The following is a 25,696-nucleotide window of genomic DNA, read 5'->3' as shown; positions in this document are numbered from 1 at the left end:
TGGGATAGCTGGGCACACTATCTATAGTGATTATGCCCGGAATCCTTATGACAGTCATGGTTATTAACTGTGGCTAAGAGACTCCTTGCCTGATCAGGCAAGGAGTTTTTTTATGCGCCTTTCACGGAACCGGATAATCTAATCCTGAGGAGGCAATGAGATGGAAGCAGAAAGTCATATCATCATGGATGAAACTGCGATCAGACGGGCGCTAACGAGAATAGCGCATGAGATTATTGAACGAAATAAAGGCATCGAGAACTGTGTGCTGGCCGGAATCAAGACTCGCGGGGTATACCTGGCGAAGCGGCTGGCAGAGCGGCTGGAGAATATCGAAGGGGCTTCAATCCCTTGGGTAGAGCTTGATGTGACCTCTTATCGGGATGATCGTTCCAGTGAGGAGAGAGGAACTGAAAAGGCCAATTTTCCAGTCCCCATTCATAGTAAGGTAGTCATCCTCGTTGATGATGTTCTGTATACGGGCCGCACGATTCGGGCAGCGATGGACGCGATTATGGATTGTGGAAGACCTGAATCCATTCAATTAGCGGTGCTGGCGGACCGGGGTCATCGTGAGCTTCCGATTCGTCCGGATTATATCGGCAAGAATGTTCCGACATCTAGGGCAGAAGAGATCGAGGTTCTCTTGCAGGAGAATGACGGAAGAGACGAAGTCAGAATTTTGCAGCAACGGGGAGGACGCTAAGATGACGATGACCGTATCGGCTTTGAAGGAACACAGCTTGCTCGGATTAAAAGATTTAAGCGCGGCGGAGATTAATTCGATTCTGGAACGGGCTGCGTTCTGGGACAGTCAGACAGATAAAGTTGTTCCTGTACTCAAAGATAAATTCGTGGCTAACATGTTTTTTGAGAATAGCACACGAACTCGTTTCTCTTTTGAAATGGCAGAGAAAAGATTGAACGCTGAGGTACTGAACTTCGCGGCTGCTGCTTCCAGTGTAGAGAAGGGAGAATCGATCTACGATACGGTTCGCACTCTGGAATCGATGGGAATCGATGCGGGGGTTATCCGCCTCAAGCCGATAGGTGTGCTCGCACAGCTGGCTCAGCAAATATCGATCCCTCTGGTGAATGCCGGGGACGGCAATAACGAGCATCCGACCCAGGCGCTGCTGGACTTATATACGATGAAGCAACATTTCGGAGAGTTAAAAGGACTCAAGGTTTCGATTATCGGAGACATCGAGCATAGCCGGGTGGCACGCTCCAATCTGTGGGCATTGCAGAAATTCGGAGCTGAGGTGAAGCTGTGCGCACCAGAGAATATGCGCGCGTCGGACTTAGCCGAATACGCTTCTTATGTTCCGATGGAAGAAGCGCTCTGCGCCGATGTCGTCATGATGCTGCGCGTGCAGCTGGAACGGCATTCCGGGGGATTGTTCAAGTCGAAGCAAGCGTATCGCGAGCAATACGGTCTGACGGAGGAGAGGGCGAGCAGACTGGCCCCGCATACGATCATTATGCATCCGGCTCCGGTTAATCGTAATGTGGAGATCGACGACGCGGTGGTAGAGCATGCGCAGGCGAGAATTTTCAAGCAAATGCAGAACGGTGTGCCGATTCGAATGGCTGTGATGGAAAGAGCGATGCGGTAACGAGGACTAATTCATAATATACGAACTGAAATATGATAGGCAATCAGGGTAATTTTAATGATGATAAGGACGGTGGATCTTCCATGCAACTCATTATTCGTAATGCAAAGGTACTGAACGAGAACGGCCAACTGGAAAATAAAACGATCTATGTGCAGAACGGTGTAATCGACAAAATGGAGGATGGTGCAGATCTGGATGTCGATATCGCTGCAGGGAGCAAGGTCATCGACGCTGCAGGAAAGCTGGTGACACCAGGCTTCATCGACATGCATGTCCATCTGCGCGAACCGGGCTTTGAACATAAAGAGACGATTGAGACAGGCTCCCGCTCTGCGGCGAAGGGCGGATTCACCACGATCGCTTGTATGCCGAATACTAGACCCGTGACGGATAACCCTGAAACGGTGAAGCTTGTTCAGGAGAAAGCCAGAGAAGCAGGGTTGGTAAATGTACTTCCTTATGCGGCCATTACCAAGAGTGAATTAGGCCGGGAATTGACTGATTTCGCAGCTCTGAAGGAAGCGGGAGCGATCGGTTTCACGGATGATGGGGTAGGCGTACAGAACGCGCAAATGATGAAGGATGCGATGCGAATCGCCGCTTCCATGGGAATGCCGGTTATCGCGCACTGTGAAGATAATTCCCTGGTGGAAGGCGCTCCGGTTGCCGAGGGCGAGTTCGCCAGGAAGCACGGCCTGAAGGGAATTCCGAATGAATCGGAGGCGATTCATGTCGGACGCGATATTCTGCTCGCTGAAGCTACAGGCGTTCACTATCATGTATGCCATGTCAGTACAGAGCAGTCGATCCGCCTCATCCGCCAAGCGAAGGAAATCGGCATTCATGTCACCGCAGAAGTATGTCCCCACCACTTGATCTTGTCCGAAGACGATATCCCTGGATTGGACGCCAACTGGAAGATGAACCCTCCGCTGCGATCCAAGCGTGATGTTGAAGCTTGTATTCAGGCGCTTGAGGATGGAACGATCGATATCGTAGTTACAGACCATGCTCCACATAGCGCTGAGGAGAAGGCGAAGGGCATGCAGCTGGCACCGTTCGGCATCGTCGGATTCGAGACAGCCTTCCCATTGCTCTATACGAAATTCGTAGAAACAGGCCGATGGAGCCTGGATCTGCTCGTCCGTCGGATGACAGCTGATCCAGCGCGGGTGTTCGGATTAGCCAGCGGCAAGCTGGAAGCTGGAGTCCCTGCGGACCTGACGATCATCGATCTTGAGCAAGAGCGCAGCGTTGATCCTGAGACCTTCGCATCCAAGGGTCGTAATACCCCCTTTACGGACTGGAAGCTGAAAGGCTGGCCGACAGCTACCATCGTTGGCGGCAAGGTAGTATGGAGCGAAGCCTAAAAAAAGGAATTTTTTATGAGATATAGAAGCTTTATTTAAATGATGGATTGATCTTGGAGAAACATAGAAGTGTACAAAAAAGGAGTGCAAAGAGGATGCAGGCAAGATTGTTATTGGAAGACGGCACACTGTTTACCGGAAAATCATTCGGCGCGGAAGTAGAAAAAACCGGTGAAGTCGTTTTTAATACAGGGATTACAGGTTATCAAGAGGTATTGTCTGATCCTTCCTACTGTGGACAGATCGTTACCATGACATACCCGCTGATTGGCAATTACGGAATATCACGCGATGATTTCGAGGCGATTGCCCCTTCGATTCATGGTTTCATCGTGCGCAGGTATGAGCCAAGACCAAGCAATTGGAGGGCGGAGCGCAGTCTGGGTGACTTGCTTAAGGAGTATGGCATTCCTGGAATTACAGATATCGATACACGGATGTTGACTCGGATTATCCGCCATTATGGAACGATGAAGGGAATTCTCACCACCTCCTCGAAGTCGGTTGAGGAGCTGCAAGAGATGGTAGCCGCCGCCAGCATCGATGAGCTGCGCAATCAGGTGGCGAGAACCTCGACGCAGCATGTGTACAGCAGCCCAGGCTCCAAAGAGCGGATCGTGCTCGTTGACTTCGGTGCGAAGAGCGGCATCCTGCGTGAGCTGAACAAGCGCGATTGCGATGTTATCATCGTGCCGCATGACACGACGGCAGAGGAAATCCGCCGCCTTAACCCGGATGGAATTCAACTATCCAATGGCCCTGGCGACCCTAAAGATGTGCCTTATGCAGCCAAGATGATCTCTGAGTTGCTCGGGGAATATCCGATCTTCGGAATTTGCCTCGGACATCAGCTGCTGTCGCTCGCGTGCGGGGCTGATACGGAGAAATTGAAATTCGGCCATCGCGGCGGTAATCATCCAGTCCAGGAGCTGGCTACGGGGCGTTGCTACATCACTTCACAGAATCATGGTTATACGGTAAATGAAGCATCTATCGCAGCTACAGATCTGGAAGTGACCCATATCAACAATAATGATAAGACCGTGGAAGGCGTCAGACATAAGCATTATCCGGCCTTCTCGGTTCAGTACCATCCAGAGGCGGCTCCAGGGCCGCAGGACAGCAGTTATCTGTTCGATCGATTCATTGAGATGATCCGGGAAAATAAAAAACAGCATCCGCGAAAGCCACGTCAAATCGAGCTAATGGCTGCAACGAAAGGGGAATAATGACTATGCCGATTAATAAAGAAATGAAGAAGATTCTTGTCATCGGTTCCGGCCCGATCGTCATCGGTCAGGCGGCAGAGTTTGACTACGCTGGTACTCAAGCTTGCCAGGCTTTGAGAGAAGAAGGCGTAGAAGTGGTGCTTATAAACAGCAACCCGGCCACGATTATGACCGATACGAATATGGCTGACAAAGTATATATCGAGCCGATCACGCTCGAATTCGTCACGCAGATTATCCGTCAGGAGCGTCCGGACGGACTGCTGCCGACCCTCGGCGGGCAGACGGGCTTGAATATGGCGGTGGAGCTGGCCCGCGCAGGTGTGTTGGAGCGCGAGAATGTGAAGCTGCTCGGCACGCAATTAACCTCGATCGAAAAAGCGGAGGACCGCGATTTGTTCCGCGAACTGATGCGTGAGCTGGAGCAGCCGATACCAGAGAGCACGATAATTACGACGGTGGAGGAAGCGCTGCGCTTCGCGGAAGAAATCGGTTATCCGCTGATCGTCCGTCCGGCTTATACGCTTGGTGGAACCGGCGGCGGAATCTGTATGAATGAAGAAGAATTCAAAGAGACCGTGGCTTCCGGCATTCGCTATAGTCCGATCGGACAATGCTTGATCGAGAAATCGATCGCCGGCATGAAGGAAATCGAATATGAAGTGATGCGGGACGCCAATGACAACTGCATCGTCGTTTGTAATATGGAGAATTTCGACCCGGTCGGCGTTCATACCGGCGACAGCATCGTCGTCGCACCGAGCCAGACCTTATCTGACCGCGAGTATCAAATGCTCCGCTCGGCATCGCTGAAGATCATTCGCGCCCTGAATATTGAGGGCGGCTGTAACGTACAGTTCGCTCTGGATCCGCAGAGCTATCAATACTATGTCATCGAAGTGAACCCACGGGTCAGCCGCTCCTCAGCGCTGGCTTCCAAGGCGACGGGCTATCCAATTGCCAAGATGGCGGCTAAGATCGCTCTCGGTTATACGCTGGATGAGATCATCAATCCGGTAACCGGGCAGACTTACGCCTGCTTCGAGCCGACCCTGGATTATATCGTCAGCAAAATTCCGCGCTGGCCATTCGATAAATTCGTCCATGCCAACCGGAAGCTCGGCACGCAAATGAAGGCGACCGGGGAAGTGATGGCGATCGGCCGGACCTTTGAGGAATCGATTCATAAAGCGATCCGCTCGCTGGAGATCGGTACGCATCGCCTCTATCTGAAAGGAACGGAAGAGCTTAATAAGGAGACGTTGGATCATCGTCTTATCAAGGCGGATGATGAACGGTTGTTCCTGATAGCCGAAGCCTTCCGTCGCGGCTATGAGCTGCAGGAAATTCAAGATCTGACCAGCATCGACTGGTGGTTCCTCGATAAGATCGAGAGACTGGTGAAGTTCGAGAGCCGCATCTCTGGAGAGAGCGAATTAAGCAAGGCAACGCTGTATGAAGCGAAGAGACTGGGCTTCACGGATCGCGCTATTGCTGAGCTTCGCTCCGCTGGACAGCCAGGCAGCTCTTATGTGACCGAAGCTAGTGTAACGGCGTTCCGCAAAGAGCAAGGGATTCGTCCGGTCTATAAAATGGTTGACACCTGTGCAGCGGAGTTCGAGGCATCGACTCCATACTACTACTCGACCTATGAGACGGAGAATGAGGTCATCCATACGGATAAAGAGAAGATTATCGTGCTTGGCTCCGGTCCGATTCGGATCGGTCAAGGGATCGAGTTCGACTACTCTACGGTACATGCGGTATGGGCTATCCAAAATGCCGGATATGAGGCAGTCATTATCAATAACAATCCGGAGACGGTCTCGACGGATTTCAATACATCAGACCGTCTGTACTTCGAACCGCTCTTCTTCGAGGATGTAATGCACATCATCGAGCAAGAGAAGCCGCTAGGAGTCATCGTCCAATTCGGTGGACAGACAGCGATTAATCTGGCGGCTCCACTGGAAGCGGCGGGAGTACGAATTATCGGGACTTCCCTGGAGAGCATCGATGAGGCGGAGGATCGCAAGAGATTCGAGGCGCTCTTATCGAGACTGCAGATCGCACAGCCTAAGGGCAGCACGGTGACCTCTGTGGATGAAGCCGTAGGAACGGCACGTTCGCTCGGCTATCCCGTTCTGGTCCGGCCATCCTATGTGCTAGGCGGACGAGCGATGGAGATCGTCTATTCGGACGAGGATCTACTGCGCTACATGGAGGAAGCTGTGAAGATCAATCCGCAGCATCCGGTGCTGATCGACCGTTATATGCTCGGCAAAGAGGTAGAGGTTGACGCAATCTGCGACGGCGATACCGTCTTGATTCCAGGAATCATGGAGCATATCGAACGGGCTGGCGTCCACTCCGGTGACTCGATTGCGGTATATCCACCGCAGCATCTATCGGATGAGCTCAAGGAGAAGATCGGCGATATCACCATTCGGATTGCCAAGGAGCTCAAGACCGTCGGCCTCGTTAATATCCAGTTCGTCATCTATAAGAATGAGGTCTATGTCATCGAGGTGAATCCGCGGTCATCCCGTACCGTGCCTTTCTTGAGTAAAGTAACAGGCATCCCGATGGCGAATATAGCTACGAAATGTATTCTCGGTCAGAAGCTCAAGGAGCTTGGTTATGAAGAAGGCATGTGGCCGGAGAGCGAGCAGGTGTCCGTGAAGGTACCGGTATTCTCCTTCGCCAAGCTGCGCCGTGTCGAGCCGACGCTTGGGCCAGAGATGAAATCTACTGGTGAAGTAATGGGCCGCGATCCACGCTATGCCAAAGCGCTGTACAAGGGCTTGCTGGGAGCAGGTATGAAGATACCAGTCAGCGGAGCGATTATCGCTACTGTGGCTGATAAAGACAAAGATGAAGCCGTCGAATTGCTGCGTGGCTTCCACAATCTCGGCTATAAGCTTATCGCCACCTCGGGCACGGCTTCGGCTCTTGAAGAGGCAGGCATCCGCGTAACGACGGTGAACAAGCTGAAGGATGGAGAGCCGAATATTCTCGACTTGATTCGCAATGGTCAGGCTCACTTCGTCATCAACACGCTGACCAAGGGCAAGGAGCCTGAGCGCGACGGCTTCCGAATCCGCCGGGAGGCAGTGGAGAATGGCATCGTATGTATGACTTCGCTGGACACCGTCCGGGCGCTGCTGGAAATGCTGGAGACGCTCAATTTCTCCTCTCAGGCCATGCCAGCGATACAATAAACGAAGCAAGAATGAAGGCTTCATAATCATTGGATGAATGATTTTGGAAATACCACTGCGGCTCCGGATGCATCGCTTCGGAGCCGCCAGTATGACAGGAGGAAGGCGAGAGCATGAATAGATTCGAACAGGCCGCTGGAAGACTAATGGTTGCCCTGGATTATCCAACCGCAGAGCGGGCGAGAGAGCTTATCAAGACCTTAGAGGGGATTCCTTGCTATATGAAGGTAGGCATGCAGCTCTATTACAGCGCGGGACCCGATTTTGTGCGTGAGTTGAAGGAACGTGGTTACTCGGTGTTTCTGGATTTGAAAATGCATGATATCCCTAACACCGTCAAGAATGGCGCGTATAGCCTCACTTCGCTTGGTGTAGACATGTTCAATGTTCATGCTGCCGGAGGACTGAAGATGATGAAGGCCGCCAAGGAAGGCGTAATGGAGGCCTTATCTGCTTCGCCATCGCTAAAACAGCCGATTTTGATCGGAGTGACTCAGCTTACAAGTACAGATCAGAAGATGCTGAACCAGGAGCTGGGCATTCCCGGAACGGTGGAAGAATCCGTTGTCTGCTATGCTTCCTTGACGAAGGAGGCGGGACTTGATGGAGTCGTCGCTTCCCCTCTGGAGGTGCGGGCGATCAAGGAGACCTGTGGGCAAGACTTCAAGACGGTCACACCGGGGATTCGTCCGGCCGGAAGCGCAGTCGGCGATCAGTCGCGCACACTTACTCCATTGGAAGCGATGAAGCAGGGCACGGATTATATCGTGGTGGGCCGCCCTATTATTACCGCTCCTAGTCCAAGAGACGCTGCACTACAAATTATTGAGGAGATGAAGCAAGCATGGTAAACATAAATTCTATCGCTAATCAGATTGCCGGCCGTTTATTAGACATTGAAGCGGTGGCTCTTCGTCCCCGTGAGCCTTTTACCTGGACCTCGGGCATTAAGTCGCCGATCTATTGTGATAACCGCTTGACCATGTCCTATCCGGAAATCCGCGATTTGATCGCTGAATCCTTCGCTGCAGTGATCCGTAAATTCTACCCCGATACGGAGGTAATTGCCGGGACAGCGACAGCAGGCATTCCTCATGCGGCCTTCGTATCGCAGAAGCTGGGCTTGCCGATGGCTTACATCCGCGACAAGGCCAAGGGCCATGGCAAGGAGAATCAAATCGAGGGCTTGATTAAGCCGGGACAGAAGGTTATCGTCATCGAGGATTTGATCTCTACAGGTGGCAGCTCGATCAAGGCTGCTGAAGCGGTGCGCAGTGTCGGCGCCGAGCCGCTGGCAGTGCTGGCGATCTTCAGTTATCAATTGGACAAGGCGGTCAACGCCTTCCAGGAAGCGGGCATCCCGCTGCAGACGCTGTCTAATTATTCTGCACTGATCGAGGTAGCTGTGGAGCGCGGAGTGATCAGGCAGGAGGATCTGGAGTTACTGAAGTCCTGGAGACAGGACCCGGCGTCCTTCGGCAAGTAATATGCATTTATATCATGACCTCCGTTAGCTAGTGGGGGACTATACAGCCGAGTTGGTGGAGATCGATAATAGTCTTGAATAAAAGAACAATGTGATTAGCGGCAATAGCTGCTGAATCACATTGTTCTTTTAGTATGCCATATATTTGGACATATTGCGCAGGCTCGGCCATATAGCCGGGAATTCTCCGCCGATATGCCAATAGGCGAAGCCGGCGATTCCTCGTTCGGCGCCCAGTCCGTATTTGGTCGAGAGTGATCGTGTCTCCTCCAGCCATAGCTGGTGGGTTACTCCATTCGTCGTGTATTCTGCTTGATATTGCCCTAATTCTTCTTTCCAATTATATCGGGCACCGAATTTCTGCAGTCGCTTGTTCTGTTCAGACAAGGATACATCCTCGGAGGTAACAGCCCCCGTCTTGCTGTCCGTCACCCAATCGCGATTGTATAGCGGTAGCGCCAGTATAATCTTGGAGGCAGGAACCTCCTTCAGTAGTGCATCCAGACCATGCTCCACCCAAGGCAGAGAGGAAACAGAGCCGGCCTTAGGCGATCCGGACCAATGCTGATCATAGCCCATCAGAATGATATAGTCCGCACTGCTGCCGAGGCTGGCATAATCGAATGCTGCTGTCCAGTCGTTGTTCCAATCCGGGGAGACGTTGACGGACAGCTTGGCACCGATCCGGTGCAACTGCGCCGCGAGCTCAGCTGTAAAGGCGGTCAAGGCTTCTCGATCCTGCGGAGCTACATTCTCGAAGTCGAGATTAATGCCCTGCAAGCCATATTTCGTGACGGCAGCCTTAAGCTGGGCAATAAAAGCGGTCGCTTCCTGCTTCGAGGACAGCATCGCATGCGTATCCTCTTGAAGAGAACGGTTGCCCACCATCGCCCAGATCGCTTTGTTATTCTGCTTCGCCCAGCTGATCAGAGAGGAGTCCACATGGCTAGCCATGGTACCGTCTTGATTAAGAAAGAACCAGCGTGGTGACAGGACATTGATGTTGGAGTTCTTGATCGAACGCTTGTATTCGTCGGTCGTCTGTCCGTATTGCCAGCCGATCTGGATGGTTGCGGGGGCTTTCGAGCTGATCATGTCCTGCCATTTTCCGTTCTGCAGCACTCTGTATAGCAGCATGGCCGCTTCCTGCCGCGTCAGAGCCTGATAGGGATGGAAGTAGCCGCCGCTTCCTTGCATTAATCCTTGCTGGACAGCAGTGGCAACATAAGGCCGTGCCCAGGAGGAGATCGAGGCCTGATCAGCGAATTGTCCGAGTCCGGAGGTCTTTGGCTGCTCTTTCAGAGCGCGTACTATTAGGGTTGCCGCTTCTTGTCGAGTTATAGAACTTTCCGGGGAGAAGATTCCGCCCCCATTCCCGTTAACAAGGCCGAGTTCGCTGGCGGCCTGCACGGTTTCATAGTACCAGGTCTCTCTTTTCACATCCATATAGGTAGGGACGGCAGCGTCGACTGGCTCCATATGTAGAAGACGGATAAGTGTAGTAGCAAATTCAGCGCGGGTCATCGTTTTGTTCGGGGAGAAGTAGTGCTCACTGGTCCCGTTCATTATATTGTTCTGGTGTAAGTAGAGTATGGCCTCCTTGGCATAGCTCTGTCCGATATCCTGGAACGGAAGCGAGCTGCTCTTGGCCAAGGTTAGAGGTTCTACAAGCAGCAGACATGCAAGCAGGAGAAGAGTAAGTCTAGTAATCTTCATGTTGGTTGGGCCTCTTTTCCAGTAGATAATAGAAATCTCTGCTATACTATCAGAAAAGAGTCCGTCTATCAGCATTAAAATTTTGGTAATTAAACCTGCAAAAAGATAATCTCAATTTCGTAAAAAATCTTGTAACTTTTTGCCATGTATTTTCGTTTATAATGCATAGCGTATAGGATACGTAGGTCAAACGGTGAAAGCCGCGTTCCAATAACGCAATCCAAAAAAATAGATCATATAGGAGACCGATACAAGATGATGCGATGGCTTCGCAAACCAGTTAAATCCTCTGAACCCGGTGATGAGAAAGCTGCCGACCATACTGAGCATATTGATGAAATTGAATCCGAGCCGGCTGACTCCCCATCTGGGCAGGAGCAGGCTACGGTGGAAATATCTTCTCAAGCACCGGTAGCAGAGGAAGGACCTAAAGGTCTGGTTTTGTCTGTTAAGGATGTTCACCGCTCTTTTCCAGTAGGAGGGGGGGAGCTTCATGTGCTTAAAGGAATTAATATGGAGGTTCATAGTGGTCAGCTCGTCATGCTAAAAGGTAGATCCGGTTCAGGTAAAACGACATTGCTGAACATGCTGGGCGGTCTTGACCAGCCTTCCTCGGGAGAAATCTATTTCCGGGATCAGCCTCTTCATTCCTTAAGCGACAATCAGCGTACCAAGCTGCGCCGGGATCAGATCGGCTTTATTTTTCAGGCCTATGCTCTGCTTCCGCTTCTATCAGCTTGGGAGAATGTCGAATTATCACTCCGGATGGCGAATGTGCCCTCCAGCGAGTGGAAATCACGGGTAACTCACTGTCTTGAATTGGTAGGGCTTGGAAAGCGGATGTTCCACAGACCCTTCGAAATGTCCGGCGGTGAGCAGCAGCGCGTAGCGATCGCCAAGGCGATTGCACATCGTCCGAAGCTACTGCTGGCGGATGAACCTACAGCGAATCTGGATACCCAGATGGGTGCTCAGGTAATGGCTGTATTCAAAAATATAATACATACAGAAAATGTGACAATATGTATGACAACACACGACCCAACAATTTTGGAGGTAGCAGACCATGTCTATGAAATGGTGGATGGAAGATTCATTAACTAGAAAGAAAGGGAGGGTGATGCGATCACTGGGCCTCTTGTCTTTGTGTGCAGCATTGCTTCTGCCGACGGGATGCTCGTTGCTTCCTAATGAAGAAGAGGAGGAAGTGCTGCCCGTCATCACTCCGCCGACGATCTCGAAGAAACCGGAGTATGATGTGAAGTCAGGCGCGATTGAGAATAAGGTAGATGCGGTCGGCAAGATCATGAGCCAGCGCGAAGAACCGATTTATTTTACAGAAGATGGGCTTCATATCAAGAACGTCCTCGTTAAAGCGGGAGATAAAGTCAAAAAAGGCGATGTATTGATTGAGCTTGAAACGAAGGATCTGGAGAGGGATCTGCGTAAAAAGCAGCTCGATTTCCGTCAGCAGGAATTAACGATGAAGGAAACGCTGCGTAAAAAGGATGAAATGGACGAAATAGAATTTGAAAAGGCCTCGATCGTCTTTGAGGAACAGCGTCAGGAATTGGCCGATCTGGAGCAGAAAATTGCCGATGGGACACTCAGAGCGCCATTCTCTGGCACAGTCATCTCTATTAATGCTCAGAAGGGCGGCACCATCAAAGCTTATGATTCCTTGGGCATTATTTCCGATACATCTTCCCTCGTCGTGGCGGCATCCTTCAGTAAGGAAGATCTGCAGAAGCTGTCCATCGGTATGAAGGCTGAAGTGGATATCAACGGGATTGGTGTAGTAAACGGTAAAATCAAGGCTATGCCAGCACCTGCGGATTCCGCGAATAGCGGGAATAGTGGAAACAGCGGCAACAGTGGAAATAACAATGCACCTGATAAGGATTCCATCGATAAATATTTGATTGTCGAATTGGATAAATGGCCGAAGGACTTGGAGCGTGGCCGCCAATTAAGTGTGAAGGTTGTGACCAGCCGGAAGGAAAATGCAACATTAATTCCGATATCCGCCCTGCGTTCGATCGGTTCACGTACCTATGTACAGGTTGTTGAAGCAGATGGTTCCAAGCGGGAAGTTGATGTGGAAGTAGGCATGCAGACATCAACCGAGTATGAAATCCTTAAGGGGCTCACACCTGGACAGAAAGTAGTGGGTCGTTAATGGGAGTGCCAATGTTACGTTTGCTATTCCGTAAAATGTGGAACACGAAATGGTTAACGCTGAGCACCTTAATTGGTTTGATCGTGGCAGTCTCTTTTACGGTTAGCATCCCGATGTATTCAGACGGAGCGCTTAAGCGCGTTGTATCTAACACATTAAAAGAACAAAGTGAGGGCTTGCCTGCAGGCTCCTTGTTGATGAGCTATCAGGCCACGGGCGGTAGAAAGACCGACTTGGCCGGGATTGAGGCGGTAAATAAGTATATTGTTGAAGATATTCCCGGGGAAATAAATTTCCCGTTCAATGCTTATGTGAACAATCGGGCTCTGAGAAGTGCTGAGGTCTACCCTCTAGATCCAAGCAAGGTCGATGCAAGCCGAAATCGTACGATGTCGATTAACTCGATGAGCGGCCTTCAGGATCATATCTCTGTGACGGGCGGGAACCTGGCCTCGGACAGCTCTGACGGTAAAGTAGTAGAGGCTTTGATGCTGGAAGAAGCCATGTATCGTCAAGATCTTCATGTCGGAGATGTGATGGAATATCCGATTTCCGGTACGAATGTCACCTTGCAAGTGAAGATCGCTGGTATATTCCAGCCGAAGGACGGGACGGAGCCTTATTGGTATCAAGGCTTCGAAGGGATGATGAACAGCTTCTACGTGAGCGAGAAAGTGTTCAATGATGTCCTCATGAAGCAATTATCATTACCTATTCATAATTCAAGCTGGTATTATGCCTTTGATTTACGCGAGATCAAGACGAGTCAATTGTCTCCATTATCGAGTACGCTCGACCGCTTGAATGTAGAGCTGTATCAGAAGCTGAAGGATACGAAGGTGGATTTATCCTTCGGCGATCTGCTTAATGATTTCCGCAAGCAGAGCCTGCAAATGCAGACTTTGCTGTTCACCCTGGCAGCTCCGATGATTGCTATGGTGTTCTATTATATCGTCATGAATGCAAGACAGTCTCTGGATAAGCAGCAGAGTGATATCGCTGTGCTGCGCAGCCGGGGAGCTTCTACCAAGCAGATTATTTTCATTTATTTGCTGGAAGGGATTATATTAGGGGCGGTTTCCCTGGTGCTCGGGCCTTTGCTGGGCTGGTTCATGTCGAAGAGCATCGGCTCCGCCGACGGATTCCTTACCTTCGTTAATCGTAAATCGATTCCTGTCGGCTTCAATATGGATGCGCTTCTTCTCGGTGCGTTAGCTGTACTCATTGCGATTCTGGCTACGGTACTGCCAGCGGTCTCCTATGCCCGCGCATCCATCGTAAATGCGAAGCGCAAGCAGGCGCGGACCGATCGCCTTCCGACCTGGCAGCGTTGGTTCCTGGACATCGCATTGATGGGGATCGCCGGGTATGGTTATTATTTGTTCTATGAACGCCAAATGTTAACATTCCAGACGGGGATGACGACGGATGAACTGCAGGTACAGCCTTTTCTGTTCTTCGTGCCAGCCTTGGCCATTTTCTCGATCGGGCTATTTTTCTTGCGGGTCTTTCCGTGGATTCTGAAACTGATCGGCTGGATCGGCAAGAAATGGCTGCCGGTTCCGTATTATCTGAGTCTTACTCAGCTGTCTCGTTCGGCATCGTCCTATTATCCGTTAATGATCCTGTTGGTTCTAACCTTGGGTCTTGGTGTATATAATGCTTCTGCCGCCCGAACGATCGATGTGAACTCGACCGAGCGTACGCTGTATAAGTACGGTTCAGACGTGATTATGAAAGCGGTGTGGGATGAGTCAACCGAGACACCGACAAAGCCACCGTCCGGATCGGGTCAAGGAAAGAATGGAAGTGGTGGCAAGTCAGGAGGGAATCCAGGTGGAGGTCCAGGGGGCCCTGGTAGTCCTGGAGGACCGAATGGTCAAGGCAATAAGCCAGGCAAGACGATCTATACCGAGCCGCCATTCGAAATATTCCGTAAGCTGGATGGTGTAGAGCATGCCGCACGGGTGCTGCAGACGCGCGGGAATCTGATCATTTCCGGTCGTTCAGCAGGCCAAGGGAATATTATGGGGATCGATAATGCTGATTTTTATGAAGTAGCCTGGTTCCGTAATGATCTGTTCCCGGCGCAGCCGTATCAATATTTGAATTTGCTGGGGATGAATGAGAGCGCTGCGCTGGTTCCGTCTAATTTGGCGGAGAAATATCAGCTGAAGGCGGGCGATATTATTACGGTTTCGCTTGCGGAACGCTCGGTGGATTTCATTGTGTACGGCATTCTGCCATATTGGCCGAGTCTGTATCCGGATGAGTCTCCATTTATCATCGCCAATCTTGACTATATCTATGATCAGGCCACCATCTTGCCTTATGAGGTATGGCTGAAGATGAAGCCGGATGCTAAGGTAGCTCCGCTTATTACGAAGCTGGCTGAGGAGAATATCGATCTGTATTCGGTTCGGGACGTCCGCAGCGAGCTGGCTACACAGAAGAAGCATCCTACGCGCGGCGGAGTATTCGGCATTCTGAGTATGGGCTTCCTCGTCTCAGTGATCGTCTCATTGATCGGTTATATCATGTACTGGTTCTTCAATTTATCGAGCCGCGTCGTGCAATTCGGTATATTACGTGCGATGGGCTTATCGCGCAAACAGCTTACGATGATGCTGCTCGCAGAGCAGCTGCTAACTGCGGGATTATCGATCGTTCTAGGGATCGTTATTGGTAAAGTGGCGGGCAAATTGTATTTGCCGTTCCTGCAGACGACCGACAATGTAACCTCACAGGTTCCGCCGTTCAGAATCATCTTTAATTCCTCGGACACGATGCAATTGTATGTTGTCGTCCTGGTGATGCTGCTGCTCGGTGCGGGACTCTTATTCTGGCAGATCCGCCGCTTGCGTGTACATCAGGCTGTCAAGATGGGGGAGGAACGGTAATATGAGTGAAATGATTCATTGCGAAGGTTTAGTGAAAATTTTTAAATCCGAAGATATTGAAGTCGTGGCCCTGCAAGGTCTGAATTTGACGGTCCATCAGGGCGAGATGATGGCGATTATCGGTAATAGCGGCAGCGGGAAATCAACCCTGCTGAACATCCTGGGCGGTCTTGACCGCCCTTCCGCGGGTCAAGTTAATGTAGGCGGCTGGGATCTGCTGAAAATCCGTGACGATCAGCTGGTGGAATATAAGCGCAATACGGTCGGTTTCGTATGGCAGAACAATGGACGTAACCTGCTTCCTTATTTATCGGCTCTGGAAAATGTAGAGATGCCTATGCTGTTAAGCGGTAAATTAGATCGCGCCTATGCGAAGCAATTGTTGGAATGGGTTGGCCTGAAGGATCGTATGCATAGCAAGCTGCACCAGTTATCAGGTGGGGAACAGCAGCGGGTAGCTATCGCTATTTCCTTATCGAATCGTCCGAAGCTGCTGCTGGCTGACGAACCGACGGGTTCGGTCGATACCTCGACCTCCGATCAGATCATGAGCATATTTCGAAACGTGAATCGTGAGCTGGGGATTACGATCGTGATCGTCACGCATGACCTGACACTGGCAGGTAAGGTAGACCGGGTCGTTGCCATTCGCGATGGCTTGACGAGTACGGAATTCCTCAAGCGTAATCCGAATCTGGATCTGGCATCGATGGAGAACCTGCATCAAGGCGGGCTCCAGGAAGTGCATGAGGCATTCGTGGTGGTCGATCGAGTCGGAAGATTGCAGGTTCCTAAGGAATATCTTGATGCGGTCGGGATTCAAGGGCGAGCGAGTATGGAATTTGACGGAGATAAGATTGTAATTACGGCGCCGAAATCATTAGAGGAGGAGAACGCATGAAACTTAAGCACGGAAAAATGCGTAAAATGATGGCAGTATCTCTTTCAGCCACATTGGCTTTAGGGCTGCTCGCCGGTTGTACCGGAACGAAGGCTCCAGAGAGCAAGCAAGAGAAGGTACTCCGTATCGGCGTCATGTATGGGAGTACAGATGATTCCTATTTTCGTCAACAATACACAGATATCTATGAGTACGACCGGAAAAATGTGAAAATCGAAATTGTCCCGGCCATCGATCAGAGTGAATGGCGGTATAATGACGGATCGGACTTTAAAGAGCCGGATTATCTGGAGAGTATGAAGAAGATTATGACCGGGAGTAATCCGGTCGATATTATAATGACGGATACAAGCTCCTTGAAGCAGTTAATTCAGGAAAATATGCTGAAGCAGCTCGATCCGTTGATTCAGGAGGATAAATTCGATACAAGTGACTTTGTCCCCGCAGTAATCGATGGGATCAAGGATTTGGGAGAAGGCAGCATATATGCCCTAACGCCTACATTCACCTCGTCCGCGCTTTACTATAATAAGAAGATATTTGCTGATGCAGGGGTTGAGCCTCCAACCGATAAAATGACCTGGGATGATATGCTAAACTTGGCCAAACGGGTAGCGAAAGGGTCAGGCAAGGATCGGACTTATGGATTTAGCTTTGAACGCTATCGAGGCAATGACCTGTTCTGGGGCATGCAGTACACTTATATGGCTCCTTTGCAGTTGAGGACGTATGATGAGAAGGCCGAGACGATGACGGTAAATTCCCCGCAATGGGTCAAGGCATGGGATACCCTGTCTACCCTGGTCAAGGAACAAGTCATACCGAACAACAGTGATTATAGCTTTGAAGAGCCGTGGACTCCAGTCAGCAATGATATGTTCTTATCGGGCAAGGTTGCGATGGTGATTTCAGAGAGCAATTATGTGAATGAAATTGCGGAGACCAATGCCAATGCAGCCAAGATCAAAGATTATACGCCAATTGATTGGGATGTCGTTACAGTACCGGTTCATCCCGAGAAGCCGGATATCGGGGGCAATGTTTATTTGAGCAGTACATTTGCCATTAATAATAATGCACCTAATCCAGAGTCGGCTTGGGATTATATCAAGTTCATCACTGGGGAAGATTGGGCGAAGTTAAAGTCGCGGAGCAACTCGTATGAGATGATCGCCCGTAAGTCTTACCTTCAGCCAAGACAAGGTCAATCCTATAATCTGGAGGCCTTCTATGCGTTGAAACCTGTTCCTCCTGCCAATCCGAAGGATGATAAGTTGAAACAGGAGAAGCGTGGACTGTACTCCGTGGAGAACATCGGACGTAATTATCTTCAAGAGGTATTGGAGAATAAGAAATCCGTTACAGAAGCGTTGAAGGATTGGGCGGAAAAAGGCAATAAAATGCTGCAGGAGATCAAGCTCAATCCGAAGATAGAGTTCCAGGAGGATGGAACACCATATCTCCCGGAAACTCATGAAGGTTAGATCGATCCAGATATTCATGAGTTCGATCGTTCAATCTAATTGTATCAATGACAAGTCGCTGGAAATTTTTTCGGCGGCTTTTTTTATGCAAAAAGGGGCAATCTATATATCGACAAATCATTTAGATTATGGAGGAGATCGGCAACTATGCATTGGGTATACTTCAATAAATTGTACCGCACTAAATTTCAAGCAGGTTGCTTGGCCAAAAGATTGGAGCAAGACGGTTGGATCTACGGCTTCGACCGGATGAACGAGATCGAAATCTTCCGTTCTCGACGCGGAAAGTACGGAGTTCGCTTTATTCCTTAAAGTGCCCCTTGACAGACTAGGGTGCCTTAGTGTATATTATTACTTGTCGCTATTTATTGTCGCGGGGTGGAGCAGTCCGGTAGCTCGTCGGGCTCATAACCCGAAGGTCGTAGGTTCAAATCCTGCCCCCGCAATACTTAATTTTAGTCACTTGTCGCAAGGGCCCTTAGCTCAGTTGGTTAGAGCGGTCGGCTCATAACCGATTGGTCGGGGGTTCGAGTCCCTCAGGGCCCATAGCGCGAGAAACCCTTGCTTTGTTTGCAAGGGTTTTTTGCTGTTCATAGGGATGATAGAGTTGTAGATTTTGAACTCGAACAGCCTGAACTGGTGAAAACCAGGCCTCCAAATGGGAAGCCTGGCTTGTCATCGCGCTTACATGATCATGTCTAATGCAAGGCCTTATAGGGGATCCATGTGATTCAATATTTGGGATAGCTATTATTGTTGAGTGGAGAACTTTTTTTGCTTAGCGGCCGCGTTTTTTGCCTCTCAGTTCAGGTCCACCGCAATATACGTCTTTTACAGAGAAGCAATATTGATGATTAGGCATGGGTACACAGTGATGTCGTCTGATGATCTCAACAGGATGCAATACGTTCACAACTTGTGGATGGTAATAGTCTTGATATACTGATGTTGGTGGGTCAAATACGGTTTGTTCTGGACATTTGTTATGGCATTCTGACATTTTTCTTCAGCTCCTTTGTTTTTAGGTTCACACCATTATACGCGCATAACTACGGGATGCCTGTACGTTTGTCTATCTGTATGGTAGAAGGAGTCCATATTAGGTTGCATGCATCATTTCAAGGGGGTGTTCATGAATGAAGGCAATAACGATTAGACAGCCCTGGGCTACTCTGGTTGCGATTGGGGAGAAGCGCTTTGAGACCCGAAGCTGGAGAACGAATTATCGTGGAGAAATCGCAATCCATGCTGGCAAGAAGGTAGATGTGAAAATTTGCAGGCAAGAACCCTATCGCTCCATATTGCAGAAACATGGGTATACGGCGGAACGCTTGCCCTTAGGGGCAGTTGTCGCAGTAGGAAGGCTGGAGCAGTGCTACAACGTCAAAGCGGATTTGGGGACGGCTGCGATCCTGGGAGAAGAGGCGGATCTTGTGGACGGTGCAGAATACATATTTGGCGATTTTAGCGCAGGACGCTATGCTTGGGAAATGACGGATATGAGGTTGCTGAAGGAACCGCTGAGCGTGGTGGGGAGACTCGGTTTATGGAATTGTGATCATCCTCTTAGGAATTGAGCTTGATTATTAGGGGACAACCATGCTATAATCAAAAACGCAGGATTTTTCTTATACATAGGAAATCTGCTCATCTAGGCGCATTATGCGTCAATCGGCCGGGATGGCGGAATCGGCAGACGCACAGGACTTAAAATCCTGGGGTGGGTGACCACCGTGCGGGTTCAAGTCCCGCTCTCGGCATCGGATGTTTTTAGGAAGATTGGAAAGATCGCAAGGCTCTCATGATCATGAGTGATTTGCGGTCTTTTCTATCCCCTAGATCAACAGATAAAAACATCACAAAAAATGTTGCATCTCAAAAAAGAGTATGGTATTATGTAATAGTTGTTAATGACATTAACAATTTGGATCGTTAGCTCAGTTGGTAGAGCACGTGACTCTTAATCATGTGGTCCAGGGTTCGAGTCCCTGACGATCCATTCTTTAGAAACGGCAGAGATGCCGTTTCTTTCTCTCTTTAGGATCAGCCGCCTGGGCGGTGGATGTGGTTACCGAAGTTGAGGCTGAGGTTCAATTGATTTTTTAAAAAGTCTTGCAACTCTTAATTATTTATGTTATTATATAAGAGTTGGTGATGACATTAATAATATGGATCGTTAGCTCAGTTGGTAGAGCACGTGACTCTTAATCATGTGGTCCAGGGTTCGAGTCCCTGACGATCCATCCTTTAGAAACGGCAGAGATGCCGTTTCTTTGTTTTTTCAGGATACTCTTGGCGAATGGATGGATGGCCGGCCGGGGTGTCTTTTTTTGTATACGAAGAATTTTTTTGTAGGACAAATGTATTATTTCCCGGTATGGGGTAACGAAATTATACCTGTGTGTCGATATATTACCTATAGGCCTGAATATGGATTCCGGCAGAGTTGACAACCAAAAAGGAGAGAAATGAATGACTCAAAAAAGGAAACTGACAGGATGGCTCCTTACAGTGGCGCTGCTCCTAGCTGTCGTATTTCCTACGGGCGCTTTTGCGGCTACGGGAGATGTTGTTTCAATTGATATTGAAGGCTCTGGTTCCGTACTCGAGCTTACCGTTGGGAAGACTACGAAGCAATTGAAGGTATGGGGGACGGTAGAAGGTTCCTCTGTGAAACGTGACTTAACCAGAGCGGTGGATTGGTCCTCCGATCAGCCGGAGATTATTAGTGTGAATAACGGCTTTGTAACGCCATTGAAGAGTGGCAGTGCTACTATTACAGCTGTATACAACAATGCTGCAGTATCAACGATTGAAGTTAAGGCAGTAGATAGCTATAAAGAATTGACACTGGAATATTCACAAAAAGGGAAGTATAAGCTGGGAGCGAACGATAAGAACTTGACGGTTAAAGCGTTGGCTGCCATTGCAGGCAGTGAAACTGAGACGAAGGATGTAACAGAAGATACTGAATGGTCTACTTCGAATGCCATGGTACTGACGATCGAGAAGGGGAAAATTACGCTTGTCGGTGAAGGCTCCGCTACAATTACAGCCAAATATAAAGGATTGACGGCTTCTTTTAAAGCTACAGTAAGCTCGCCGTATTCTGAACTTAATATCCTTCGCAACGGGTCGAGTGTGACCGGTGAAGATGTTGAACTGCTGATCGGTGACGATGAAGTAGCGCTTGTGGCTCAATCGACATTAAGCGGTGACCAATCCACAGTGGATGTTACGGATAAGGCAACCTGGACCTCCTCTGACAGCGCAGTAGCTGAGATCAAAGAGGGTAAGCTGAAGGTCAAGGCTGTCGGCAAGGCGACGATTAAAGTGGAATATCTCGGGGTAAAAGCTGAGGTTGATGTATATGTTCGTGCTCCGTTTGAAGTTATTCTGCTTAAGCCTTCAGAAGATCAGCTGTTGTTTATCGGTGAAACCCTGAAGCTTGAAGCAGAAATGAGAAATCGCGCCAATTCTTCAGAGAATGTGACTCAATCTGCACAATGGTCATCATCGACTCCGTTGGCTGTGACCGTATCCCAAGGCTTGATCACCGGGATGACCGCCGGTTCTTCTACTGTGAAGGCCAGCCATCTTGGGGTGAGCAAGAGCATTAAAGTGACGGTTTCACCTACGATTACGAAGCTGACTACGGAGAAGACAGAATTAGAAATGTACAAGGATGAGAAGCTGGCTCTTCCTAAGATAACGGGTACTAAGCTGGATAATGATAAGATCGATTTCAGTAGCCATATGAAGTGGACTTCCAGCAATGAAGATATCGCCAAGATTGAGGATGATAAAATCATCGCCAAGGAAGCAGGCAAGGTTACGCTTACTGCCAAGCTTCCTGAACAAGCAGTAACTTCTCCGCTCGGTATTCGTGGAGAGGTCGTCAGCGTTGAGCTTACCGTGAAGGAGAAAGTGCTTACCCTGATCGCGCCGAGTGAAAGATTAAATCTTATCGTCGGTGAAGAGACTCCACTCCCTGCAGTTACAGCGGTATGGGAAGATGGCGGAGAAGCGGATGTATCAGCTGATGTAGAATGGACGGTAACGGGTATAAATGCGGTTGTGAAAACGACGGGCACTGGCAAGGCCATTAAAGGGCTAACCAAGGGTTCTGCTACATTGAAGGGGACCTATTCCAATAAAACGATCAGTATTCCCGTGACGATTGAACAGAAAATCACCAAAATCGTCGTTGAACCTACAACGATTGAATTAAATGTGAAGAAGAGCAAAGCGATTAAGGTTACCGGTTATTATGCTGATGGCAAGAAAGTTACCTTGTCCAGCAAAATGGGCTGGAAATCTTCGAATGAGAAGGTTGCTACAATTTCTTCAACATCGGTAAAAGCTATTGCCGAGGGAACAGCGACTTTGGAAGGTTCTTATCAAGGACATGCTGTCAGCGTTAAAGTGAACGTAGTTCCTAAACTGACGAAGCTGACGATTGATGAGAAGAGTCTGAAGCTTGCACCGGGTAATGTAAAAACGGTTAAGCTGACTGCAGCATTCGATACCGGCGCTACAGCCACCGTTACTGACAAGGCCGTATGGACGACCTCCAAGGCATCGGTAGCCACAGTTACTAACGGCAAAATCCAAGCCGTCAGCAAAGGAACAGCTGTGATCAAAGCTAAGTATGGTACGAAAACAGTATCTGTACGGGTTACCGTTAAATAGATAAAATCTAATCGATGGGCCATCTTCGTCAAAGCGAAGGTGGCTTTATCTATATAATCTTAGTTGATTCGAATTCATGCTTCGCATATAATTAAAGAACAAACGTTCTGTTAATAAGAACTAGGCAAGAGGATGAAATTCAACGATGGCTAAACGCAAAACGAAACGAAATTCCAAGCGCAACACACCAAGAAACAGCATTATTGTTGTCCTGCTGACACTCTTTATCGGTTTTTATTTGGTGGAGGGTGGCTGGCAAGATTGGGTGGATCCGAACAACTCCTCTTTCTCTGCGACCACGACACAGACTGGAGCCGAGGCTGGAAGATTGCGTGTCATCTTCCTGGATGTTGGTCAGGGCGCCTCACAGCTGCTGATCAGTCCGTCTGGCAAGACGATGCTCATCGATGCAGGCAATAATGACCGTGAACAACAAATGGTCGATGATTTACATGCCTATGGTGTCAAGCATCTCGATATTGTGATCGGGACCCATCCGGACGCGGACCATATCGGTGGCCTTGATCGAGTGATTGATCATTTCGAGGTCGGGGACATCTATATGCCGAAGATTCAGGCGAATACGAAAACCTATGAGTCGCTGCTCAGATCCATCAAGAATAAAGGACTCAAGGTGAAGACAGCCAAGGCTGGAGTTCAATTGGATTGGGACGAGGCAGTAGATGCAGAAATGGTAGCTCCGGTGGCGGCGAGTGATGATTCGAACAATATGAGCGCGGTTGTTAGAGTTACATATGGAAGCAGCTCCTATTTGCTTACGGGTGACGCGGAGAGAGAGAGCGAACAGGCGATGCTGTCCGCAGGGAGGGAATTGCAGGCAGATGTGATGCTGGTTGGCCATCATGGCTCGAAATCATCGACATCGCCCGCTTTTTTGAAGCGGGTCCGGCCGAAATATGCGGTGATCCAGGTCGGGGAGGATAATAGCTATGGTCACCCGAAGCAGACGATTCTGGATCGGCTTGCGAAGCAGCATGTAGAGGTATACCGTAATGATCTGCAAGGAAATATCGAGATAGCCTCCGATGGTAGTAAGTATTATATTACGACGGAAAGGTGAACGCTGTCATGCTAGGGATCGTTGAAGGCTTTGAAGGGGAGCTTTGCCGAATTGAAGTAGAGGGCAGAGTTCAGGATGTACCGCTCAGTCAAGTTGATCAGGAAGTCAGGGCAGGGGATGTCGTAGAATGGAAAGACTGCAAATGGGTAACTAATCGGCAGAAAACGGAAAGTAGAAGTAAGGAAATCAAGGCATTGATGGACGAAATATGGGAAGAAGATTGAGACTTATATTCTAGGGGAGGATGATGGGATGTTATCAAGACCACAGGCGGGGGAGTTTCCAGTACACTTTCAGCCATATATTGCTCTGGTACCGGATGGAGATATAGTTCATGTATTGAAGGAGCAGATTGAACAAGTATACGAACGTCTAGCTTCCGTGACCGAGGAGCAGGGACTATATCGTTACGCAGAAGGTAAATGGAGCCTTAAAGAAGTGCTAGGCCATATGACAGATACTGAGCGAATCATGAGCTATCGGCTGCTTCGCATTGCTAGAGGCGATGTGACGCCACTGCCGAGCTTTGAAGAGCAGCTGTTCGTCAGCAATGCGAACTTTGATCGATTTACGATGAAGGAGTTGTTGGAGGATTTCAACGCGGTTCGGGCAGCAACGTTGTCGCTGATACGAGGGCTGGATGAGACAGCTTGGCAGCGTATGGGCCATTATGGGGGCGGAGAAGGTTCGGCGCGCTCGCTTGGCTATATCGTCGCAGGGCATGCGATCCATCATCTGAACATCATTGCTGAACGTTATCTATAGAAGGCAATAGAGAAAGGCTAAGGAATCCGTTTAACGGACTGCTTAGCCTTTTTTCTTTTACTGTATTATATGAGTTATTCGTGAGAGATAATCAGTTCAAGCTTACCCTTCAATTGGAAAGCATCGAAGGAGACAGGCAGAATGAAATGATCCCCTTTTGCCAGCGGATAGCGATCTCCGCCGACAGACAGCTCGCCGCTACCGTCGATTACGCTGCAGATCGTATACTTCTCAATCTGCGGGAAGATCGCCGCACCGTCGATATTCCACTTCTCCACCGTGAAGAATGAATTGGATACGAAGGAGGTGATGACGGCATTCTCTTGCTCTTTAACTTCGTAAGCTTGCGGTTGATAGGACTGCGGAACGGTAGTCACGTCAATGGCCTTCTCCAGATGAAGCTCGCGAGTGTTGCCATCCTTGTCCTTGCGGTCATAATCATAGACGCGATAGGTTGTATCTGAGCTTTGTTGTGTCTCCAGCACGACGATGCCTTTACCGAGGGCGTGGATCGTACCGCTCGGTACATAGAAGAAATCTCCGGCTTTTACAGGAACCTTCGTCAATAGAGTATCCCAGTCGCCTGCGGCGAACATAGCTTCAAGCTCTTGCTTCGTCTTCGCTTCATGACCATAGATGATACAGGCACCTGGCTCGGCATCCACGATATACCAGCATTCTGTCTTGCCCAGCTCCCCGTTCTCATGAACACCTGCATAGGCGTCGTCAGGATGGACCTGTACGGACAGATCATCAGAGGCGTCCAGCAGCTTGGTCAACAGCGGGAAGACCTTAGAAGAAGAATTGAATAGCTCTGGATGGGAACCCCATAGCTCTCCAAGCTTCATGCCTTGATGAGGGCCGCTCTTGACGATGCTTTGCCCGTTCGGATGCGCCGATACAGCCCAGCATTCGCCAGTACGTTCATAAGGAATATCATAGCCGAACAATTGCTTTAGCTTCTGTCCTCCCCAAATGCGTTCTTGAAATACAGGCTGCAGAAAAATAGGTTCATTCATAGTTATGTTCTCCTTTTCCTTGGATGTGTGT

General features: G+C 49.5%; 20 protein-coding genes and 5 tRNA genes. 23 read left to right on the top strand and 2 right to left on the bottom strand.

The features are described 5' to 3' along the window. The first annotated feature begins 160 nt into the window (after positions 1-160). The 7 genes from pyrR to pyrE all read left to right on the top strand — a co-directional run bounded on the left by pyrR (position 161) and on the right by pyrE (position 8,928). The gene (gene pyrR / locus BFJ94_RS10460; protein ID WP_120462623.1) at positions 161-706 is read left to right on the top strand and encodes a bifunctional pyr operon transcriptional regulator/uracil phosphoribosyltransferase PyrR; all 546 of its coding nucleotides are present in this window, start codon (positions 161-163) and stop codon (positions 704-706) included. A 1-nt stretch (position 707) separates the two neighbouring features. Beyond that, positions 708-1,619 carry an aspartate carbamoyltransferase catalytic subunit gene (locus BFJ94_RS10455; protein WP_120462622.1) on the top strand — a complete coding sequence of 304 codons (912 nt, stop codon included), beginning with the start codon at positions 708-710 and terminating at the stop codon, positions 1,617-1,619. Positions 1,620-1,702: 83 nt separating this feature from the next. Then, a complete protein-coding gene (gene pyrC / locus BFJ94_RS10450) occupies positions 1,703-2,992 on the top strand; it encodes a dihydroorotase (protein ID WP_120465180.1) in 1,290 nt (429 codons plus the stop codon). A gap of 95 nt (positions 2,993-3,087) precedes the next feature. Beyond that, the gene (gene carA, locus BFJ94_RS10445) at positions 3,088-4,221 is read left to right on the top strand and encodes a glutamine-hydrolyzing carbamoyl-phosphate synthase small subunit (protein WP_120462621.1); all 1,134 of its coding nucleotides are present in this window, start codon (positions 3,088-3,090) and stop codon (positions 4,219-4,221) included. A gap of 5 nt (positions 4,222-4,226) precedes the next feature. After that, positions 4,227-7,442: a carbamoyl-phosphate synthase large subunit gene (gene carB / locus BFJ94_RS10440; RefSeq protein WP_120462620.1), complete on the top strand. Its 3,216-nt coding sequence runs from the start codon at positions 4,227-4,229 to the stop codon at positions 7,440-7,442. A 113-nt stretch (positions 7,443-7,555) separates the two neighbouring features. Next, complete coding sequence (pyrF, locus tag BFJ94_RS10435; protein WP_120462619.1) at positions 7,556-8,293, top strand: orotidine-5'-phosphate decarboxylase; 738 nt, start codon at positions 7,556-7,558, stop codon at positions 8,291-8,293. Next, entirely contained in the window at positions 8,287-8,928 is a 642-nt protein-coding gene (pyrE, locus tag BFJ94_RS10430; RefSeq protein WP_120462618.1) for an orotate phosphoribosyltransferase, read from the top strand. The genes pyrF and pyrE overlap by 7 nt, the downstream gene beginning before the upstream one ends. A gap of 129 nt (positions 8,929-9,057) precedes the next feature. On the opposite strand, the gene BFJ94_RS10425 is transcribed toward pyrE, so the two are convergent. Continuing rightward, positions 9,058-10,644: an S-layer homology domain-containing protein gene (locus tag BFJ94_RS10425; protein WP_162944235.1), complete on the bottom strand. Its 1,587-nt coding sequence runs from the start codon at positions 10,642-10,644 to the stop codon at positions 9,058-9,060. Positions 10,645-10,899: 255 nt separating this feature from the next. Here BFJ94_RS10425 and BFJ94_RS10420 point away from each other — a divergent pair, with 255 nt between their 5' ends. The 16 genes from BFJ94_RS10420 (at position 10,900) to BFJ94_RS10345 (ending at position 24,646) form a co-directional block, all read left to right on the top strand. Continuing rightward, on the top strand, positions 10,900-11,748 hold the full coding sequence (locus BFJ94_RS10420) for an ABC transporter ATP-binding protein (protein WP_229717186.1): 849 nt from the start codon (positions 10,900-10,902) through the stop codon (positions 11,746-11,748). Then, complete coding sequence (locus tag BFJ94_RS10415) at positions 11,711-12,823, top strand: efflux RND transporter periplasmic adaptor subunit (protein WP_120462616.1); 1,113 nt, start codon at positions 11,711-11,713, stop codon at positions 12,821-12,823. The genes BFJ94_RS10420 and BFJ94_RS10415 overlap by 38 nt, the downstream gene beginning before the upstream one ends. Then, positions 12,823-15,723, top strand: a complete 2,901-nt coding sequence (locus BFJ94_RS10410; RefSeq protein WP_120462615.1) for an ABC transporter permease — start codon at positions 12,823-12,825, stop codon at positions 15,721-15,723. The genes BFJ94_RS10415 and BFJ94_RS10410 overlap by 1 nt, the downstream gene beginning before the upstream one ends. 10 nt (positions 15,724-15,733) lie before the next feature. Beyond that, a complete protein-coding gene (locus tag BFJ94_RS10405; RefSeq protein ID WP_120465178.1) occupies positions 15,734-16,624 on the top strand; it encodes an ABC transporter ATP-binding protein in 891 nt (296 codons plus the stop codon). Further along, positions 16,621-18,108, top strand: a complete 1,488-nt coding sequence (locus tag BFJ94_RS10400) for an ABC transporter substrate-binding protein (RefSeq protein ID WP_120462614.1) — start codon at positions 16,621-16,623, stop codon at positions 18,106-18,108. The genes BFJ94_RS10405 and BFJ94_RS10400 overlap by 4 nt, the downstream gene beginning before the upstream one ends. A 147-nt stretch (positions 18,109-18,255) precedes the next feature. After that, positions 18,256-18,420 (top strand): hypothetical protein, encoded by a 165-nt coding sequence (locus BFJ94_RS25380; RefSeq protein WP_162944234.1) that lies wholly within the window; start codon positions 18,256-18,258, stop codon positions 18,418-18,420. A 60-nt stretch (positions 18,421-18,480) separates the two neighbouring features. Next, a tRNA-Met gene (locus BFJ94_RS10395) sits at positions 18,481-18,554 on the top strand. Positions 18,555-18,580: 26 nt separating this feature from the next. After that, positions 18,581-18,654: transfer RNA gene (locus BFJ94_RS10390), tRNA-Ile, on the top strand. A 590-nt stretch (positions 18,655-19,244) separates the two neighbouring features. Further along, positions 19,245-19,685 carry an ASCH domain-containing protein gene (locus BFJ94_RS10380; protein WP_120462612.1) on the top strand — a complete coding sequence of 147 codons (441 nt, stop codon included), beginning with the start codon at positions 19,245-19,247 and terminating at the stop codon, positions 19,683-19,685. A gap of 97 nt (positions 19,686-19,782) precedes the next feature. Further along, positions 19,783-19,868: transfer RNA gene (locus BFJ94_RS10375), tRNA-Leu, on the top strand. Between the two features lie 166 nt (positions 19,869-20,034). Next, positions 20,035-20,107 (top strand) — tRNA-Lys (locus tag BFJ94_RS10370). A gap of 171 nt (positions 20,108-20,278) precedes the next feature. Further along, positions 20,279-20,351, top strand: a tRNA-Lys gene (locus BFJ94_RS10365). A gap of 229 nt (positions 20,352-20,580) precedes the next feature. After that, on the top strand, positions 20,581-22,800 hold the full coding sequence (locus tag BFJ94_RS10360) for a hypothetical protein (protein WP_120462611.1): 2,220 nt from the start codon (positions 20,581-20,583) through the stop codon (positions 22,798-22,800). A 145-nt stretch (positions 22,801-22,945) separates the two neighbouring features. Then, the gene (locus BFJ94_RS10355) at positions 22,946-23,881 is read left to right on the top strand and encodes a ComEC/Rec2 family competence protein (RefSeq protein ID WP_120462610.1); all 936 of its coding nucleotides are present in this window, start codon (positions 22,946-22,948) and stop codon (positions 23,879-23,881) included. A gap of 8 nt (positions 23,882-23,889) precedes the next feature. Further along, on the top strand, positions 23,890-24,105 hold the full coding sequence (locus BFJ94_RS10350; protein WP_120462609.1) for a DUF3006 domain-containing protein: 216 nt from the start codon (positions 23,890-23,892) through the stop codon (positions 24,103-24,105). A 28-nt stretch (positions 24,106-24,133) separates the two neighbouring features. Next, positions 24,134-24,646 carry a DinB family protein gene (locus BFJ94_RS10345; protein ID WP_120462608.1) on the top strand — a complete coding sequence of 171 codons (513 nt, stop codon included), beginning with the start codon at positions 24,134-24,136 and terminating at the stop codon, positions 24,644-24,646. Positions 24,647-24,720: 74 nt separating this feature from the next. Here the strand turns inward: BFJ94_RS10345 and manA are convergent, their stop codons facing one another. Beyond that, a complete protein-coding gene (manA, locus tag BFJ94_RS10340; protein WP_120462607.1) occupies positions 24,721-25,665 on the bottom strand; it encodes a mannose-6-phosphate isomerase, class I in 945 nt (314 codons plus the stop codon). Between the last annotated feature and the right edge of the window lie 31 nt (positions 25,666-25,696).

It is taken from the genome of Paenibacillus aceti, assembly GCF_003614185.1.
Classification (GTDB): domain Bacteria; phylum Bacillota; class Bacilli; order Paenibacillales; family Paenibacillaceae; genus Fontibacillus; species Fontibacillus aceti.
Note: the sequence above shows the minus strand (reverse complement) of the source record. Positions and strands in the feature narration are given on the sequence as shown.